The organism is Exiguobacterium sp. s63, assembly GCF_018617335.1.
Taxonomy (GTDB): Bacteria; Bacillota; Bacilli; order Exiguobacteriales; family Exiguobacteriaceae; genus Exiguobacterium.
Genome location: NZ_JACSKB010000006.1, coordinates 36,083 through 53,544, shown reverse-complemented (window position 1 = coordinate 53,544; position 17,462 = coordinate 36,083). Strand labels below are relative to the sequence as shown.

At 47.0% G+C, this 17,462-nt stretch carries 20 protein-coding genes, 1 rRNA gene and 2 other annotated features (1 of these 23 cut by a window edge); all 21 genes read left to right on the top strand.

Features of this window, described 5'->3' with window-relative positions; genetic code table 11:
• Positions 1–79: ribosomal RNA gene (gene rrf / locus KNO90_RS14870) — 5S ribosomal RNA — on the top strand; the annotation flags it as partial.
• Between the two features lie 145 nt (positions 80–224).
• On the top strand, positions 225–701 hold the full coding sequence (locus KNO90_RS14190) for a CtsR family transcriptional regulator (RefSeq protein WP_214743062.1): 477 nt from the start codon (positions 225–227) through the stop codon (positions 699–701).
• A gap of 5 nt (positions 702–706) precedes the next feature.
• Positions 707–1,141 (top strand): UvrB/UvrC motif-containing protein, encoded by a 435-nt coding sequence (locus KNO90_RS14185; protein ID WP_214743063.1) that lies wholly within the window; start codon positions 707–709, stop codon positions 1,139–1,141.
• Positions 1,141–2,184, top strand: a complete 1,044-nt coding sequence (locus KNO90_RS14180) for a protein arginine kinase (protein WP_215113880.1) — start codon at positions 1,141–1,143, stop codon at positions 2,182–2,184. The genes KNO90_RS14185 and KNO90_RS14180 overlap by 1 nt, the downstream gene beginning before the upstream one ends.
• 24 nt (positions 2,185–2,208) lie before the next feature.
• Positions 2,209–4,644, top strand: coding sequence for an ATP-dependent Clp protease ATP-binding subunit (locus KNO90_RS14175; protein ID WP_012727705.1), 2,436 nt, complete (start codon positions 2,209–2,211; stop codon positions 4,642–4,644).
• Positions 4,645–4,700: 56 nt separating this feature from the next.
• Positions 4,701–6,077 (top strand): DNA repair protein RadA, encoded by a 1,377-nt coding sequence (gene radA, locus KNO90_RS14170; protein ID WP_214743065.1) that lies wholly within the window; start codon positions 4,701–4,703, stop codon positions 6,075–6,077.
• 114 nt (positions 6,078–6,191) lie between these two features.
• Positions 6,192–7,253 carry a PIN/TRAM domain-containing protein gene (locus KNO90_RS14165; protein WP_214743066.1) on the top strand — a complete coding sequence of 354 codons (1,062 nt, stop codon included), beginning with the start codon at positions 6,192–6,194 and terminating at the stop codon, positions 7,251–7,253.
• A 55-nt stretch (positions 7,254–7,308) separates the two neighbouring features.
• A complete protein-coding gene (gene ispD / locus KNO90_RS14160) occupies positions 7,309–7,989 on the top strand; it encodes a 2-C-methyl-D-erythritol 4-phosphate cytidylyltransferase (protein WP_215113879.1) in 681 nt (226 codons plus the stop codon).
• Entirely contained in the window at positions 7,986–8,459 is a 474-nt protein-coding gene (gene ispF, locus KNO90_RS14155; protein ID WP_214743068.1) for a 2-C-methyl-D-erythritol 2,4-cyclodiphosphate synthase, read from the top strand. The genes ispD and ispF overlap by 4 nt, the downstream gene beginning before the upstream one ends.
• A gap of 45 nt (positions 8,460–8,504) precedes the next feature.
• On the top strand, positions 8,505–9,962 hold the full coding sequence (gltX, locus tag KNO90_RS14150) for a glutamate--tRNA ligase (RefSeq protein ID WP_214743086.1): 1,458 nt from the start codon (positions 8,505–8,507) through the stop codon (positions 9,960–9,962).
• Positions 9,962–10,169 (top strand) — a binding site (T-box leader). It overlaps the preceding gene by 1 nt.
• A 51-nt stretch (positions 10,170–10,220) precedes the next feature.
• Positions 10,221–10,910, top strand: a complete 690-nt coding sequence (cysE, locus tag KNO90_RS14145; RefSeq protein ID WP_214743069.1) for a serine O-acetyltransferase — start codon at positions 10,221–10,223, stop codon at positions 10,908–10,910.
• Positions 10,879–12,276, top strand: coding sequence for a cysteine--tRNA ligase (cysS, locus tag KNO90_RS14140; protein ID WP_214743070.1), 1,398 nt, complete (start codon positions 10,879–10,881; stop codon positions 12,274–12,276). Before cysE ends, cysS begins: the two co-directional genes overlap by 32 nt.
• Positions 12,273–12,677, top strand: a complete 405-nt coding sequence (locus KNO90_RS14135; RefSeq protein ID WP_214743071.1) for a Mini-ribonuclease 3 — start codon at positions 12,273–12,275, stop codon at positions 12,675–12,677. The genes cysS and KNO90_RS14135 overlap by 4 nt, the downstream gene beginning before the upstream one ends.
• A 109-nt stretch (positions 12,678–12,786) precedes the next feature.
• Positions 12,787–13,536: a 23S rRNA (guanosine(2251)-2'-O)-methyltransferase RlmB gene (gene rlmB, locus KNO90_RS14130; RefSeq protein ID WP_214743087.1), complete on the top strand. Its 750-nt coding sequence runs from the start codon at positions 12,787–12,789 to the stop codon at positions 13,534–13,536.
• Positions 13,533–14,072 carry a YacP-like NYN domain-containing protein gene (locus KNO90_RS14125; RefSeq protein WP_214743072.1) on the top strand — a complete coding sequence of 180 codons (540 nt, stop codon included), beginning with the start codon at positions 13,533–13,535 and terminating at the stop codon, positions 14,070–14,072. Before rlmB ends, KNO90_RS14125 begins: the two co-directional genes overlap by 4 nt.
• A gap of 209 nt (positions 14,073–14,281) precedes the next feature.
• Positions 14,282–14,923 carry an RNA polymerase sporulation sigma factor SigH gene (gene sigH, locus KNO90_RS14120; RefSeq protein ID WP_031421852.1) on the top strand — a complete coding sequence of 214 codons (642 nt, stop codon included), beginning with the start codon at positions 14,282–14,284 and terminating at the stop codon, positions 14,921–14,923.
• Positions 14,924–15,051: 128 nt separating this feature from the next.
• On the top strand, positions 15,052–15,198 hold the full coding sequence (gene rpmG / locus KNO90_RS14115; RefSeq protein WP_214743073.1) for a 50S ribosomal protein L33: 147 nt from the start codon (positions 15,052–15,054) through the stop codon (positions 15,196–15,198).
• Between the two features lie 34 nt (positions 15,199–15,232).
• Positions 15,233–15,403, top strand: coding sequence for a preprotein translocase subunit SecE (gene secE / locus KNO90_RS14110; protein ID WP_214743074.1), 171 nt, complete (start codon positions 15,233–15,235; stop codon positions 15,401–15,403).
• A 16-nt stretch (positions 15,404–15,419) separates the two neighbouring features.
• Entirely contained in the window at positions 15,420–15,971 is a 552-nt protein-coding gene (nusG, locus tag KNO90_RS14105; protein WP_012727691.1) for a transcription termination/antitermination protein NusG, read from the top strand.
• Positions 15,972–16,118: 147 nt separating this feature from the next.
• Complete coding sequence (gene rplK / locus KNO90_RS14100) at positions 16,119–16,544, top strand: 50S ribosomal protein L11 (RefSeq protein ID WP_012727690.1); 426 nt, start codon at positions 16,119–16,121, stop codon at positions 16,542–16,544.
• Positions 16,545–16,638: 94 nt separating this feature from the next.
• Positions 16,639–17,325, top strand: coding sequence for a 50S ribosomal protein L1 (gene rplA / locus KNO90_RS14095; RefSeq protein ID WP_214743075.1), 687 nt, complete (start codon positions 16,639–16,641; stop codon positions 17,323–17,325).
• A gap of 59 nt (positions 17,326–17,384) precedes the next feature.
• Positions 17,385–17,462, top strand: a sequence feature (ribosomal protein L10 leader region) (it continues 76 nt past the right edge of the window).

Sequence of the window (17,462 nt, the reverse complement as noted above, 5' to 3'; positions counted from 1 at the left end):
GCCGAACACGGAAGTTAAGCGTCTCAGCGCCGAAAGTAGTTGGGGGATCTCCCCCTGTGAGGATAGGACGTTGCCAGGCAACAACGCAGGACGACCGAGCATAGCGCTCGGTCGTTTTTTGATATAGCGGTGCTCTCCATAGAGGGCATCGCTTTTCGTTTGCCTTTTTTTAAATCAATGATAAAATATAGTCAAAAGTCAAAGATGGTCAGAGGGTGGTGGAGATGAGAAATATTTCGGATGTCATTGAACAGTATTTGAAGCAAGTGTTGAAGGAAAGTCAGGCGAATGCGATTGAAATCAAACGTCAAGATATCGCGCAACGATTCGAATGTGTCCCATCCCAAATCAATTACGTCATCAACACACGTTTTACCGTCGAAAAAGGATATTTAGTGGAAAGTAAACGTGGCGGTGGTGGATATATTCGTATTCGACGCGTTGTGTTACACGAGAAACAAGACATTCTATCTAGTTTGATGGAGGTCATTCATGAGCACCCACGACTGAATGAACAGCTCGTAGAAAATGTACTTGTTCGGTTAGTCGAAGAGCAAATGATGCATGAGCAAGAAGCCCAGTTGATTTATCATCTCTTATCAGATGAAGCATTGAACTTACAAGTTGATGATCGTTCCTTTATTCGTCGTCAACAATTACTCACATTGATGAAAGTACTTCGTTATCGTAATGGAGGATAAGTCGAATGTTATGCGAACGTTGTAAACAACGACCGGCTGTCAATGAGGTCGTCGTCATGGAACAAGGTGTACCCGTAAAAAAACGACTATGTCGACAGTGTACGGTAGAACTGATGACAGGCTACGTCCCGGACGTGAAACGCTGCCCGACCTGTCACATGACGCGTCAAGATTTATTACGTGTCCGAAAAGCAGGATGTGCGACGTGTTATACGGTATTTCGTGATGAACTGGTCAAGATCACGCGTCAATATCAGCAAGGACATGATCATCACGTCGGTTCTATTCCTGACCAGTTACGTACGCCGCATGAACGAATTGAAGAGCGGCTTGAAAAGTTGGCAGGGGAGTTGACCCGTGCTGTCGAACAAGAAGATTATGAACGGGCAGCACGCATTCAAAAAGAAATGAAGCAATTAGAAGGGCAGGGTGATGTTTGATGGAAACGTTCCTAACACATCCACTTGGTCCAAAAATGAAAGAGCGTGCCAAACTGGATGACTTGGTCGTCTCCACAAGAATTCGATTGGCACGGAATGTGAAAGACACTGTGTTTTCTCCAGTCCTTTCTAAAGAAGGAGAACGTCAATTGTGTGACCGTCTCGAAGGACGTTTACGCGGATTAAAGGGATTTGAATATCTTCATATGCATGATTATGATGAGGTCACCCGGCAGGCGTTGATGGAGAAACACTTGATTAGTCCGGCCATCGCGGCCAATGAAGAAAGTGCCGTCTTTTTAAGCGAGGATGAAACCATCAGTGTGTTGATTAATGAAGAAGACCACTTGCGAATTCAAACATTGCTTCCGGGTTATCAAGTGAAAGAAGCGTTTGAGTTAGCGAATCAAGTAGATGCACTGTGTGCGGAATCACTCTCTTACGCCTTTGACGAACAGTTAGGTTATTTGACGACATGTCCAAGTAATATCGGAACAGGACTCCGGGCCTCGGTCATGTTACACTTACCGGGACTCACGTTAACGGGCCGAATCAGTCCGATATTACGAGAACTTCGAAAACTTGGCTATACGATTCGAGGTCGCTACGGTGAAGGAAGTGATGCGGCAGGACGCTTGTTCCAGTTATCCAATCAACGAACATTGGGCAGTCATGAGTCACAAATACTGGCTGACTTTATGGAAGTGACAGAACAAGTGATTCAAGCAGAACGTCACGCGCGTGAAGAGCTCGTCGCAAATCGACAAGTTGAGTTAGAAGATCGATTTTATCGGTCGTATGGGATTTTACGGTATGCCAAACTTCTGTCATCCACCGAAGCCATCGAACGACTATCAGATTTACACTTAGCGAGTGACCTGGGCATTTTGTCTGATTGGAGTCCACCGAAGTTTCATGAACTCATTGTTCGGATACAATCAGGTTTTCTACAAAAACATTTCGGGAAAACATTATCTACGCAAGAACGGGATCGAGAACGAGCGACACTCGTTCGTCGAACGTTAGATCAAGGCTTAGTTTGATCCAACTCTAAGGAGGTTATGTCAATGATGTTTGGACGATTTACAGAACGAGCACAACGCGTATTAGCTTTAGCACAAGAGGAAGCCGTACGTCTTGGCCATCATAATATTGGTACAGAACATATTTTATTAGGATTGGTTCGTGAAGGAGAAGGGATTGCGGCTAAAGCGCTCTTCGCTCTCGGATTGACTTCTGAAAAAATTCAGCAAGAAGTAGAATCTTTGATTGGACGTGGGTCTGAGAATGGGTCAACGATTCATTACACGCCACGTGCGAAGAAGGTTATTGAACTCTCAATGGATGAAGCTCGAAAATTGGGACATTCATACGTTGGAACGGAACACATTTTGCTTGGATTGATTCGTGAAGGAGAAGGGGTCGCAGCGCGTGTCCTCAATAACCTTGGAATCAGTTTGACGAAAGCACGTCAACAAGTCTTACAACTCCTTGGGAACACGGAGTCATCTTCAAATGCATCACAACCAGGCGCGAGCGCTGCTACACCAACACTTGACGGGTTGGCACGTGACTTGACACAACAAGCTCGTGAATCACGCTTAGACCCAGTCATCGGACGTGCAGGTGAGATTCAACGTGTCATTGAAGTCCTGTCTCGTCGAACAAAGAACAACCCAGTTCTCATTGGGGAGCCAGGAGTCGGGAAAACGGCTGTCGTCGAAGGTCTTGCTCAACAAATCATTAACAACGAAGTGCCAGAGACACTTCGTAACAAACGCGTCATGGTACTTGATATGGGTACTCTCGTAGCAGGGACAAAATACCGTGGTGAGTTCGAAGACCGATTGAAAAAGGTCATGGACGAAATTCGTCAGGCTGGTAACGTCATTCTCTTCATCGATGAGTTGCATACCTTGATTGGTGCGGGTGGCGCAGAAGGTGCAATTGACGCGTCAAACATCCTCAAACCGTCACTGGCTCGTGGAGAGCTTCAATGTATCGGGGCGACAACGCTCGACGAATATCGCAAGTATATCGAGAAAGATGCGGCACTTGAACGACGCTTCCAACCGATTCAAGTGAATGAGCCGACGACAGAAGAAGCAGAACAAATTCTACTCGGCTTACGCGATCGCTACGAGGCACACCACCGTGTGACGATTACAGATACGGCGATTCATGAGGCGGTCGTCCTCTCTGACCGTTATATCTCAGATCGTTTCTTACCAGACAAAGCGATTGACCTTGTTGATGAGGCGGCATCAAAAGTACGACTTCGCTCATTCACGGCACCACCGAACTTGAAAGAGTTGGAGTCGCGCCTTGAATCGATTCGTAAAGAAAAAGACTCTGCTGTTCAAAGTCAAGAGTTTGAAAAAGCAGCTTCTCTCCGTGATACAGAACAAAAATTACGCGATGAGTTAGAAGAGTTGAAAGCAGAATGGCAGAACAAGCAAGGAAATGAAAAACTTGAAGTGACAAAAGAAGATATCGCTCAAGTTGTCGCCAACTGGACTGGTGTACCGGTCACGAAGATCGCGGAAGAAGAGACGGACCGTCTCCTCAAACTCGAATCGATTCTTCACAACCGAGTCATCGGTCAAGACGATGCAGTGAAATCGATTTCTCGTGCCATCCGTCGTGCCCGTGCTGGATTGAAAGATCCAAAACGTCCAATCGGCTCATTTATCTTCCTTGGACCTACCGGAGTCGGGAAAACCGAACTCGCGCGTGCGGTTGCTGAAGCGATGTTTGGCGATGAAGATGCCATCATTCGAATCGACATGTCCGAGTACATGGAAAAACATGCGACGAGCCGTCTCGTCGGTTCGCCTCCTGGTTATGTCGGGTACGAAGAAGGCGGTCAGTTGACAGAAAAGGTACGCCGGAAGCCGTACTCGGTCATTCTACTCGATGAGATTGAAAAAGCGCACCCTGAAGTATTTAACATCTTGCTTCAAGTACTTGACGACGGCCGCTTGACGGATTCGAAAGGTCGCACAGTCGACTTCCGAAACACCGTCATCATCATGACGTCTAACGTCGGAGCCGCAGCGCTTCAACGAAACAAATATGTAGGATTCACAGTGGAAGATGATGTGAAACGTGAGTATACAGAAATGAAGGACAAAGTACTCGAGGAATTGAAGAAAGCGTTCCGACCTGAGTTCTTGAACCGGATTGATGAAATCACGGTATTCCACTCACTTCAAAAAGAACACATTCAAGAAATCATCAAACTTATGGCAGAGACGCTCAAGAAACGTCTCGCCGAACAAGGTGTTGATTTCAGCTTGACGGATGCGGCACTCGATAAAATTGCCGATGTCGGCTACGATCCGGAATACGGGGCCCGCCCTCTCCGTCGTGCCCTTCAACGGGAAGTGGAGGACCGCCTCTCAGAAGCAATGCTCGGCGGTACAATCGCTAGAGGCAGTAAAGTTGCGCTCGACGTACAAGATGGAGAGTTCGTCGTTCGTAACGAAGGTGTAGTTCAGTAAATCATTCAGCTCCCTCGTCGTTTAGAGGGAGCTTTTTTTAGACAGGAAGGGAACTTATGGCCAAAATTAAAACGAAATACGTCTGCCAATCGTGCGGATATGAATCAGCCAAGTGGATGGGGCGTTGTCCGGGTTGTAATGAATGGAATACACTCGTCGAAGAGTTTGTAGAAGAGAAGAAAGCCAAACGTGGAGCGGCCTTTGTGCATAGTTCATCGCGACAATTGAAACCGGAACGATTAGCGAACGTCGTCTCACAAGAAGAGACGCGCGTGCATACGAATAGTCGTGAATTTGACCGCGTGCTCGGCGGTGGGATTGTCCCAGGTTCACTCGTTTTAGTCGGCGGGGACCCGGGAATCGGGAAGTCGACCATTCTATTACAGGTCAGCGCCCACTTAGCCCATAGTGGCAAAAAGGTGCTGTATATCTCGGGTGAAGAATCACTCAAGCAAACAAAACTACGGGCGGAGCGTCTCGGCTTACCGACTGAAGATTTATACGTACTCGCTGAGACAGACATGTTGATGATTGAGCGGGTCATCGATGAGGAACAACCTGGATTCGTCATCATCGATTCGATTCAAACGGTGTATATGGATGAAATTCAATCGGCTCCAGGTAGCGTTTCACAAGTTCGAGAATGTACGGCCGCCCTGATGAAGATCGCAAAAACACGAGGAATTGCTGTCTTCATCGTCGGTCACGTAACAAAACAAGGTTCGATTGCGGGACCACGTTTACTCGAGCATATGGTCGATGCGGTACTTTACTTTGAAGGGGAACGTCATCATACGTTCCGTATATTGCGAGCCGTGAAAAACCGTTTCGGTTCAACCAATGAAATCGGAATTTTCGAGATGAAAGAGAGTGGGCTAGAAGAAGTCCTCAATCCGTCCGAAATTTTCTTAGAGGAACGAACCGCCGGTGTGTCGGGTTCTACGGTCGTCGCCTCGATGGAAGGGACACGAACGGTACTTGTAGAACTCCAAGCACTCATTTCGCCGACGTCGTTCGGTAACCCGAGACGCATGGCGACGGGAATCGATCAAAACCGGGTCGCGCTTCTCATGGCCGTCCTTGAGAAACGATCAGGTTTGTTGCTTCAAACACAAGATGCTTACTTGAAAGCGGCGGGTGGCGTCAAACTAGATGAGCCTGCGATTGACCTTGCGATTTGTGTCTCGATTGCTTCGAGTTTTCGTGACCGTCCAACCCGTCCGACAGATGTCTGCATCGGTGAGGTTGGATTGACCGGGGAAGTGCGGCGCGTATCCCGAATCGAACAGCGTGTCGCCGAAGCGGCGAAGTTAGGGTTTACCCGGGCGATTATACCGAAGAATAATATGGGTGGGTGGACCGCACCCGCAGGCATTGAAGTCGTTGGGGTCGGAACAGTGGATGAAGCACTCCAGTTGGCGATTCCGTTCTAACGGGTCGCCACTGGCAGTTTTTAACGCTTTGTAACGAACGTGATTGAAAAAATCATGTTACAATGAAAGTGTTATTTTTTGAAATTTTATTTCATATAGAAGGAGGTGGAATGAGTGAAGATTGCTGTACGAATCGGATTTATTTTGATTGGACTCGTCGTGGGTTGGTTCGGAATTATCGAGGCGACGCTTTTATTAGGAGACCTTGGCATGAATGTGCCGGAATGGTTAACGATTCCATACGTAGCAAGTTTGATTGGTGGACTTATCTTCTTCATTCTTAGTTTATTCTTAACCGATGGTGTTGTTGCATTTATTCGTTTTGTCGAGGAACGGCTCGTCCGTTTACCGGTAGGAGATATTTTATTCGGTTCGATCGGACTCATTATCGGGCTTTTGATTGCCTTTTTGATCAGTGTGTCGCTTGAAGTCACGAATATTTTCTTACTGAGTAAAATCGTCCCGATTTTTGTCACAGCGCTGTTTGGTTACTTTGGTTTCGCGGTCGGGTATCGGAAGCGTAACGAATGGATTAAATTATTTGTGAAGAGTGAACGGGATAAGACGGCAGCCCCAGTGAAACGTTCAAATGATAAAATTTTAGACACGAGTGTCATCATTGATGGACGCATCGCTGACATCGCCACAACGGGATTTGTAGAAGGGACATTGATTGTTCCACAATTCGTCATCGGCGAACTGCAGTACATTGCCGACTCTTCCGATACATTGAAGCGGAATCGTGGTCGTCGTGGTCTCGATATATTGAAAGAACTTCAAGAGAATAAGCGTATTCAAGTCGAAATTTACGATGGGGACTTTGAAGACGTACCGGAAGTTGATATCAAATTGATTAAACTGGCTGAATTGAAAAATGGGATTGTCGTCACGAATGACTACAACTTAAACAAAGTGTGCGAGGTACGGAATGTTCCTGTCTTGAATATTAATGACCTAGCAAATGCCGTTAAACAAATCGTCATTCCTGGCGAAGAGATGGTCGTGACGGTCATTAAAGAAGGGAAAGAGCAAAATCAAGGCGTCGCCTATCTTGAAGATGGGACGATGGTCGTCGTGGAAGGTGGACGTAAGTTGATTTCGAAGACGTTACCTGTTGTCGTGACGAGTGTCTTACAGACGTCAGCTGGAAGAATGATTTTTGCTCGTCCTGAATAATTCATAAAAAAGAGACGCGCGAGCGCTCTCTTTTTTCACGAAGAGAGGTTTTTAGATGGTAACGTATACGGTTGTGATTCCGGCTGCTGGGAGAGGGAAACGAATGGGAGCAGACGCGAATAAGCTCATGCTATCGCTACGTGGTAAACCGATTATTGCATGGACACTCCAAGCATTCGATACCGATCCATGGTGTGAGCGGATTGTTTTAGCCATTCGTTCGGAGGAGCGAAGTTGGTTTGAAACAATGACGGCGCATATGAAAACACCGGTTACATATGTGACAGGCGGGGAAGAACGACAACAGAGTGTTTACGCCGGACTAAAAGTAGTTTCGACTGACACGATTGTCATGATTCACGATGGTGCTCGTCCGTTTGTAAAACGAGAACACTTGCATCAAGTGGCTGAAGCGGCGCGTCAAGGTGGTGCCATCTTAGCAGTGCCTGTAAAAGATACGGTCAAACAAGTTGAGCATCAAAACATTGAACGTACCGTCCCTCGTGAAAACTTGTGGTTGGCTCAAACCCCACAAGCCTTTCCGATCAACGCAATTTTGGATGCGCATAAACGAGCGTCCGAACAACATGTAATGGGAACGGATGACGCGAGTTTATTTGAATGGCTCGGAGAATCGGTACAGGTGGTTCTCGGCGATTATCATAATATCAAAATGACGACACCCGAAGATTTATTATTTGGTGAAGCGATTTTAGCGAAGGAGGAATTACAATGAGAATTGGTCAAGGATTTGATGTACATGCATTCGCAGAAGGACGCCCGTTAATTTTAGGAGGGATTGAGATTCCGCACGAGCGCGGCCTTCTCGGTCATTCTGATGCGGACGTGTTACTTCATACGATTGCTGATGCAGCGCTTGGAGCGATTGCAGCAGGAGATATCGGGAAGCATTTCCCGGACACGGATCCGGAATTCAAAGACGCAGATTCAAAAGTATTGCTTCGTCATGTTTGGCAGCTCGTGAAAGACCGAGGATACGTTCTTGGGAATGTTGATGCGACGGTCATGGCACAACGGCCAAAACTCCGTCCATATATTGATGAGATGCGCGCGGTCATTGCCAATTTGCTAGAAGCGGACATCGAACAGGTGAACGTGAAGGCAACAACGACAGAAAAACTCGGCTTCACAGGACGTGAAGAAGGAATCGCGGCGCAGGCGGTCATCTTACTCAACCGGGCTTGACAGAAATGGTATACTATTTGGGCAGAAGAGAAGAAAGGTGGAACTATTATGAGTGAAGTGCGTGTACGCTATGCGCCTAGTCCGACGGGGCATCTCCATATCGGAAATGCGCGGACTGCGTTGTTTAACTACTTATTTGCTCGCCATGCAGGCGGAAAAATGATTCTTCGGATTGAAGACACTGACCAGAAACGGAATGTGTTGAACGGTGTTGAGAGTCAGATGAAATACTTGGAATGGCTCGGCATCGACTGGGATGAAGGTCCAGGTCGTGACGGGGACTACGGTCCTTATTACCAAATGGAACGTCTTTCGCTCTATGAAAAATACGTCAACGAATTGATGAGTAAAGGCCTCGCTTACAAGTGCTACATGACGTCTGAGGAACTTGAAGCAGAGCGTGAAGCACAAATCGCACGAGGAGAAGCACCGCGTTATTCTGGTGCGCACCGTAACCTCACTGTCGAAGAACGTGAAGCGTTTGAAGCGGAAGGTCGTAAACCGTCTATCCGTATCCGTGTGCCGGAAGGTGTGACGTATAAATGGACGGATGTCGTCAAAGGAGACGTCTCGTTTGAATCGAAAGATTTTGGGGACTGGGTCATCGTGAAACAAGATGGTATCCCGACATACAACTTCGCGGTTGTTGTGGACGACCATTTGATGAAGATCAGTCACGTATTGCGTGGAGACGATCACATTGCGAATACACCAAAACAGATGATGGTTTATGACGCACTCGGTTGGGAGTATCCTGAATTCGGTCACATGACGCTCATCTATAACGATCAACATAAGAAGTTGTCAAAACGAGACGAGTCGATCATTCAGTTTATCGAACAATATGCGGATCTCGGTTACTTGCCAGAAGCGCTCTTCAACTTTATTTCGCTTCTTGGGTGGTCACCGGTCGGTGAAGAAGAAATCTTCTCAAAAGAAGAATTCATTCAAATGTTTGATGCGAACCGATTGTCGAAGAGTCCAGCTGTATTTGACCAACAAAAACTTTCTTGGATCAACAGTGTATACATGAAGAAGGCCACGCTTGACGAAGTGGTGGCACTCAGTTTACCATTCTTACAAGAAGCAGGACGATTACCCGAGGCGGTATCTGTCGAGGAAGCGGATTGGGCCACAAACTTGATTGCATTGTATAAAGAACAAATGACGCACGGTGCAGAAATCGTTGCGTTGACAGACTTGTTCTTCAAAGATGAAATCGAGTATGACGAGGAAGCGAATGCTGTTCTTTCTGGTGAAACGGTACCCGCTGTCCTTGCAGAGTTCAAACAACAGCTTGAAGGAATCGAAGACTTCACGCCAGAAGCGATTAAAGCGGCGACGAAAGCGACGCAAAAAGCAACTGGTCAAAAAGGAAAGAACTTGTTCATGCCAATCCGTGTCGCTACGACAGGACAAACACATGGACCAGAGCTTCCGAACGCGATTTCGTTAATCGGAAAAGAGCGCGTATTGAAGCGTCTGACAACTTTATTAGCGTAATAAAGGCATCGATGAGGAAAGTAAGCGGTACGACACGTTACAGAGACTAGAACCTAGGCTGGGAGTTCTAGATGTGTTCCCCGAAGAAGTGCACCTCGGAGCCGTCTCGGCGATATGTAGTCGAGGCCGTGACTCGGCGTTAACGAGACTTGAGAGGGGAACGCATTTTCCCAAACAGAGTGGAACCGCGCTTATGGCGTCTCTGTGCCTTGGCACAGGGGCGTCTTTGTTTTTGTATTAGAAAAGGAGATATCAACTATGGGATTTTGGAGCAGTGTACGTGAAGATTTACGGACTGTCCTGGAACTAGACCCCGCCGCCCGTTCAAAAGTCGAGGTGGCCTTGACTTATCCGGGATTACACGCAATCTGGGCGCATCGTATCGCGCACGGATTATGGAAACGTAACGTGAAGCTAGTGGCCAAATTGTTGGCTCAATTCAGCCGGTGGTTGACGGGAATCGAGATTCATCCCGGCGCCGTTTTAGGTAACCGTGTGTTTATTGACCATGGCTTCGGTGTCGTCATTGGAGAGACGGCGATTATCGGAAATGACGTGACGATTTATCAGGGCGTCACACTCGGTGGAACAGGGAAAGAAAAAGGGAAGCGTCATCCGACGATTGGAAGTGACGTGCTCATTTCAGCGGGAGCGAAAGTACTTGGAAATATCACGATTGGCGATTGCGTCAAAATCGGAGCAAGTTCGGTCGTGTTAAATGATGTGCCGTCTGACTCGACTGTGGTCGGGATTCCAGGGCGTGTCGTCATTCGCAATGGTAAACGTGTGAAACAACATGATTTGGACCATCGTTTACCAGATCCAGATCGTGAGTGCCAAGAACGTCTTGAAAACGCTGTGGCAGAACTTCAACATAAATTAGAAACGCTTGAGAAGCGGATGGAGGAGAAGACACATGATTCAGCTGTACAACAGTCTCACGAATAAAAAAGAACCGTTTGTCCCGATTGTCCCAGGTAAAGTATCCATGTACGTGTGTGGACCGACCGTCTACAACTACATCCATGTCGGGAATGCGCGTCCGGCAATCGCCTTCGACACGGTACGTCGCTATTTGACTTATCGCGGGTACGAAGTGAAATACGTCTTGAACTTCACGGACGTGGATGACAAAATCATTCGCACCGCCAATGAATTAGGAGAAGATACAGAAACGTTGACGAACCGGTACATCGAGGCGTACTTAGCTGATACGGGAGCTCTCAACGTGCAACCCGCCGATGTACACCCACGAGTTACCGATACGATGGAAGAAATCATCGCATTCATCCGTCAGTTAGAGACGGAAGGGTTTGCCTACGAATCAGAAGGAGATGTCTACTTCCGAACGAAAAAATTTGAGACATACGGGAAGTTGAGTCAACAATCGATTGAAGATTTACGAGCTGGCTCACGTGTCGACGTCGGAGAAAAGAAAGAAGATCCGCTCGACTTCGTTTTATGGAAAGCGGCGAAGCCCGATGAACCATCATGGGAGAGTCCATGGGGCAAAGGACGTCCCGGCTGGCATATCGAATGCTCGGCGATGGCGAAAAAACATCTCGGGACCACAATTGATATCCATGCGGGCGGTCATGATTTAAAATTCCCACACCACGAGAACGAGATTGCCCAGTCAGAAGCCTGCAACCATGCGAAATTTGCGAACTATTGGCTCCATAACGGGTTCATCAACATCGAAAACGAGAAGATGTCCAAATCGCTCGGGAACTTCCTCCTCGTCCATGAGGCGCTAAAAGAAGTTGACCCGATGGTACTTCGCTTCTTCATGTTGTCTGTCCATTACCGTCATCCGATCAACTATAGCCGTGAATTGATTGAACAAGCGGCAAACGGTTGGAGCCGAATCAAAGAAGCGTATCAAAATATCGAGTATCGTTTATCGGTTACGGCTGGACTTGGTGAACCGAGCGAGTCGATGGAGCGGAAATTAGAATCGATCAAGGCTTCATTCATCGAATCGATGGATGATGATATCAATACGGCAAATGCCGTAACCGTCCTTTTCGACTTAGCAAGAGAAGCTAATATTTATGCGAAGGCAGACCATGTAGCGAAAGCGACACTTGAACAGATCCTATCGTTATTCGACGAATTGACAGGCGTACTCGGATTGACATTGGTAGAAGAAAAAGAATTGCTTGATGCGGAGATTGATCAATTGATTCAAGAGCGGAACGATGCACGGGCTGCACGTGATTTTGCTCGGGCGGACGAGATTCGCGATTTACTAAAAGAACAAAACATCCAACTCGAAGACACGGCCCAAGGGGTTCGGTGGAAGCGGTTATGATGCAACCGAAACAGATGAATGCTCTCGCGCTCGCTTATATGGGGGACGTGGTGTATGAATTGGCTGTACGAAAACGACTGCTTGAGACAGGATTGACGCGCCCGAACGATTTACATCGAGGCGCTGTCCGCTACGTGAATGCGCGAGCGCAAGCGAACGTCGTGACCCATTGGTTAGAGACGGACGTGTTGACGGAAGAAGAACAAGCCGTTGTCAGACGAGGCAAGAATGCGAAGTCAGGCTCGATCCCCAAACGGGTCGATGTGCATACGTATCGGTATTCTACGGCATTTGAGGCATTGATTGGATATATCTATTTGACAGAAAGAAGGGATCGTCTTGAAGAACTCATCAAACAAGCGTTCGAACGACTCGAAGCCGAGTCGCCCGAAACGACATGACGGAAAACGGGGAGCGGAAAAACGAACGTTTGACCGCCCGCGCGGAGAACGACCAGAGCGCCCGCGTCGCCAAAAGGCGGAGCGTCCGGATTATAAAGAAGTCGATGTAATGGAAGAGGGAATCGATTTCCTCTATGGTCGAAACCCTGTGCTCGAGGCACTCCGTAGTGGTCGGGATATGAATAAAGTATTTATCATGGAAGGTCAACAAAAAGGACCGCTCGCGCAGATCATCGCAATGGCGAATGAAGCATCTGTTCAAGTATCGTTCGTACCGAAAACAAAGCTTGAGAAGATGGCTGGAAGTGAACATCATCAAGGTGTCGTGGCGGCAGTGGCAGCATACGAATACAAAACCATTGAAGACATGTTTGCCCTCGCGGCTTCAAAAGAAGAAACACCGCTCTTTATTTTGCTAGATGAGCTCGAAGACCCGCACAACCTCGGCTCGATTTTACGTACTGCCGATGCCGTCGGTGCACACGGAATCATTATTCCGAAGCGTCGCTCGGTCGGTTTGACTCAAACCGTCGCCAAAGCGTCGACCGGTGCGATTGAACATATTCCGGTGGCGCGCGTGACAAACTTGACGCGAACCCTCGAAGAATTGAAAGAAAAAGGACTTTGGATTGTCGGTACGGATGCGAAAGAGAGTCAGGACTACCGGCGATTGGATGGGAATATGCCACTTGTTGTGGTCATTGGAAGTGAGGGGAAAGGCATGAGTCGACTCGTGCGCGAATCATGCGACTTTCTCGTTCATTTGCCGATGGTCGGTCATGTCACGTCACTCAATGCATCAGTTGCAGCGGCACTCCTTCTGTATGAGGTGCATCGCTCACGTCATCCATTGGCATGAGTATCTTAAAGCGCGAGCTCCTTCTTGTTGACGGATATAATATCATTGGTGCGTGGCCCCACCTGAGAAGTTTACGGGACGTGGACTTTGAACAAGCACGCAATCTGTTGATTGAGGCGATGGCAGAATATCAGGCTGTGTCCGGCAAAGAGGTCACGATCGTGTTTGACGCCCATATGCGATATGGTCGTGAATCGAAAGAGAAACGAAGTCGCGTCGATGTCGTCTATACGAAAGAAAATGAGACGGCAGACGAATGGATTGAGCGACGGGCCCACGAATTAGTGGATAACCGGTTGGTCACGTTGTTCGTAGCGACAAACGATTTTACCGAACAGTGGGTCATTTTTGGACAAGGTGCATTACGTGTACCGGCAACAGAACTGTTGAAAGATTGGAAGCATGCGAAAACACTGATTGAGCAACAGCGTATATCGCTAGAAAAGGAACAATCGAATCGAAAGACAATCGATTTTCCACCGCATATCCAAGCGAAGTTCGAGGAAATGCGGCGGCGCAAATCAAAAGGTGACTGAAATCACGGGCGAGTTCATGAATTGGACTCGTCTTTGTTTCGATTTTGACATTTTTTTGCAAAGGAATGTTGTATACTATTACATATATAAGTTACACAGTATTGAATTGACGGAATTTTTAGAAATTTGTTTGACGCATAGGAGTAGGGAGTCCTATAATGGGACACAACCTTACATAGTTCAGGATCAATCGCCGGGGGGTAACGAGCATGAACGGATGGCCGTACGAACAGTTTGAAAAAATGTCAGACGAAGAGTTGGTCTTATTGGCACGCAACGAAGGGGATAGCGATGCGCTCGAGTTTTTGATTGAACGATACCGGTATTTTGTACGTGCGAAGGCACGCTCTTACTTTTTGATTGGCGCAGATCATGAGGATATCGTGCAGGAAGGGATGATCGGGCTCTATAAAGGAGTTCGCGACTATAAAGACGAACGACTTGCTTCATTCAAAAGTTTTGCCGAGATGTGCATTACGCGTCAGATGATTACAGCAATTAAGACGGCGACGCGTCAAAAACATATTCCGCTCAATTCATATGTATCACTCGACAAACCAATTTTTGATGAAGAGTCGGATCGAACGTTACTCGATGTCATCTTACCGCCGCATCCGACAGATCCACAGGAACTGATTGTGACCCAGGAAGAGCAGACATTCATGGAAGCGAAGATGGATGAGATTTTAAGTGACCTCGAGCGGAAAGTATTGCGTCTTTATTTAGATGGCCGTTCGTATCAAGAGATTTCCGACGACCTCGATCGTCACGTCAAATCAATCGATAATGCCTTGCAACGTGTGAAGAAGAAATTCGAACGTCACGTCGATGTCCGTATGCTCACGAGCTAACCGATTATTGACCGCGTGCCTCCTATGTGATACTTTAAAAGCAGCGCCTTGTCCGTAGACGCCATTTACAGGAGGCGTTTTTTTTTCGCTCTTTTTTAAGAGGGAGTAGTCGAAAGGGGCGCTTATGAATGGCAAAGAAAGTAAGTCTCGCTTGCTCAGAATGCGGGTCTAGAGAATACTCGACGACAAAAAAAGACGGCATGTCGACACGGCTTGAAATGAAAAAGTTTTGTCGACGCTGTAACGCGCATACGATGCATCGGGAATCAAAGTAACGTAGATTGGCATTCAATGTAGGAGGAAGCTACCATGAACTTTTTGCGCGACGTATGGAAAGAGTTAAAGAAAACGAGTTGGCCAACTCGTAAAGAACTCACGAAATATACCATTACTGTCATCGCGACTGTTGTCGTGATTGGCCTGTTCGTGTTCGGCGTAGATAGTGGAGTCAGCTATCTCGTCAATTTATTGATTAACTAAGGAAGAGGTGAAAGCCGTGGAGAAACAATGGTTTGTTGTCCAGACGTACTCAGGTTTTGAGAATAACGTCAAAGAAAACCTAGAACGTCGAATCGGTTCGATGAACATGGAAGATAAAATTTTCCGCGTCCTCGTCCCGACTGAAACGACGCAAGAAGAAGTCACATTAAAGAGTGGCGAGAAGAAAATCAAAGAACGTGAAGTCAAAAGTTTCCCGGGCTATGTGTTCGTAGAGATGGTCATGACTGACGATTCATGGTATGTTGTCCGCAACACACCAAACGTCACCGGCTTCCTCGGTTCAACAGGTGGTGGGGCGAAACCGATCCCACTCCAACCGGACGAAGTGACAAACGTCTTGTCACAAATGGGACTCATCGAGAAGAAAGATCGTTACAACTATGAACTTGGTGACCTTGTCCGCGTGAAAGAAGGCGCATTTGAGAACTTTGAAGGAACAATCGACGAGATTGAAGCCGACAAAGAGAAGCTCAAAGTCGTGGTCGACATGTTCGGTCGTGAAACAAAAATTGAGCTTGATTTCGAACAAGTTCAGAAAATTAACTAAACCCACTTGCTAATCCGTAAAACGGATGGTACAATCGAAAATGTTTGATGTTGTGCTTTATTTCGGTACAAACTCGACCTAATAGATTGAGTGGGAGGGCGCACAACGTCCAAGAAACCACATTTTAGACTTAAGGAGGTGTGTCTCGTGGCGAAAAAAGTTTCTAAACTCGTTAAACTTCAAATCCCAGCTGGTAAAGCAAACCCAGCTCCACCAGTAGGTCCAGCACTTGGTCAAGCAGGTGTTAACATCATGGGATTCTGTAAAGAGTTCAACGCTCGTACACAAGACCAAGCCGGATTGATTATTCCTGTAGTCATCACGGTATACGAAGATCGTTCGTTTACATTCATTACGAAAACTCCACCAGCTGCAGTTCTCTTGAAGAAAGCTGCTGGTATCGAGAGTGGTTCTGGTGAACCAAACCGTAAGAAAGTAGCAACGGTTAAGCGTGACAAAGTTCGCGAAATCGCTGAACTTAAAATGCCTGACCTTAACGCATCATCTGTAGAAACAGCGATGCTTATGGTTGAAGGTACTGCACGTAGTATGGGTATTGTAATCGAAGACTAATTGTTAGTCTCTGGGGTTGTCGGTGAATACTGCTCACCTTCAATCCCTTCATTATGTGGGAGGAAATTCCGCTAACCACAAGGAGGAAAAGATCATGGGTAAAAAACACCAAGAAGCAGCTAAGCTTGTTGACCGCACGATGTCATACGACCTCGCTGAAGCTGTCGAGCTCGTTCAAAAAACAGCTACTGCTAAATTCGATGAAACAATCGAAGTTGCTGTCCGTCTCGGCGTAGATCCGAAGAAAGCAGACCAACAAATCCGTGGTGCCGTTGTACTTCCACACGGTACTGGTAAAACACAAAAAGTTCTCGTCTTCGCTAAAGGTGAGAAAGTGAAAGAAGCGGAAGCTGCTGGAGCAGACTACGTTGGCGACGCTGAGTACATCAACAAAATCCAACAAGGATGGTTCGACTTCGATGTAATCGTTGCGACACCTGACATGATGGGTGAAGTTGGTAAACTTGGTCGTGTTCTCGGACCTAAAGGCCTCATGCCTAACCCGAAAACAGGAACAGTTACTTTCGACGTAGAAAAAGCAATCGCGGATATCAAAGCTGGTAAAGTTGAATACCGTGTTGATAAAGCTGGTAACATCCACGTTCCAGTTGGTAAGAAATCATTTGAAGCATCTAAACTCTCTGAGAACATCGAGACAATTCTCGAAACACTCATGAAAGTGAAGCCTGCTACTGCAAAAGGAACTTACCTTAAAAACATCTCGCTTTCATCTACAATGGGTCCTGGGATCCGTGTAGCGACTGCAGATTTCCTTAAGTAATCTTGTTGAAATAAATTGTTGACAACGTGTGACACCGCTGATAAAGTAATACACGTTCAACCGAATATGTTGGATTACCGTAGACAGAAGGTGGACATCGGTCCGTAAACCCTTCCGAGGTGTCTTTGCTCGAACTT

Coding starts and splice junctions, on each gene's coding strand:
- KNO90_RS14190 (WP_214743062.1), top strand. CDS start 225: ATGAGAAATATTTCGGATGTCATTGAACAGTATTTGAAGCAAGTGTTG.
- KNO90_RS14185 (WP_214743063.1), top strand. CDS start 707: ATGTTATGCGAACGTTGTAAACAACGACCGGCTGTCAATGAGGTCGTC.
- KNO90_RS14180 (WP_215113880.1), top strand. CDS start 1,141: ATGGAAACGTTCCTAACACATCCACTTGGTCCAAAAATGAAAGAGCGT.
- KNO90_RS14175 (WP_012727705.1), top strand. CDS start 2,209: ATGATGTTTGGACGATTTACAGAACGAGCACAACGCGTATTAGCTTTA.
- radA (WP_214743065.1), top strand. CDS start 4,701: ATGGCCAAAATTAAAACGAAATACGTCTGCCAATCGTGCGGATATGAA.
- ispD (WP_215113879.1), top strand. CDS start 7,309: ATGGTAACGTATACGGTTGTGATTCCGGCTGCTGGGAGAGGGAAACGA.
- ispF (WP_214743068.1), top strand. CDS start 7,986: ATGAGAATTGGTCAAGGATTTGATGTACATGCATTCGCAGAAGGACGC.
- cysE (WP_214743069.1), top strand. CDS start 10,221: ATGGGATTTTGGAGCAGTGTACGTGAAGATTTACGGACTGTCCTGGAA.
- cysS (WP_214743070.1), top strand. CDS start 10,879: ATGATTCAGCTGTACAACAGTCTCACGAATAAAAAAGAACCGTTTGTC.
- KNO90_RS14135 (WP_214743071.1), top strand. CDS start 12,273: ATGATGCAACCGAAACAGATGAATGCTCTCGCGCTCGCTTATATGGGG.
- rlmB (WP_214743087.1), top strand. CDS start 12,787: ATGGAAGAGGGAATCGATTTCCTCTATGGTCGAAACCCTGTGCTCGAG.
- KNO90_RS14125 (WP_214743072.1), top strand. CDS start 13,533: ATGAGTATCTTAAAGCGCGAGCTCCTTCTTGTTGACGGATATAATATC.
- sigH (WP_031421852.1), top strand. CDS start 14,282: ATGAACGGATGGCCGTACGAACAGTTTGAAAAAATGTCAGACGAAGAG.
- rpmG (WP_214743073.1), top strand. CDS start 15,052: ATGGCAAAGAAAGTAAGTCTCGCTTGCTCAGAATGCGGGTCTAGAGAA.
- secE (WP_214743074.1), top strand. CDS start 15,233: ATGAACTTTTTGCGCGACGTATGGAAAGAGTTAAAGAAAACGAGTTGG.
- rplA (WP_214743075.1), top strand. CDS start 16,639: ATGGGTAAAAAACACCAAGAAGCAGCTAAGCTTGTTGACCGCACGATG.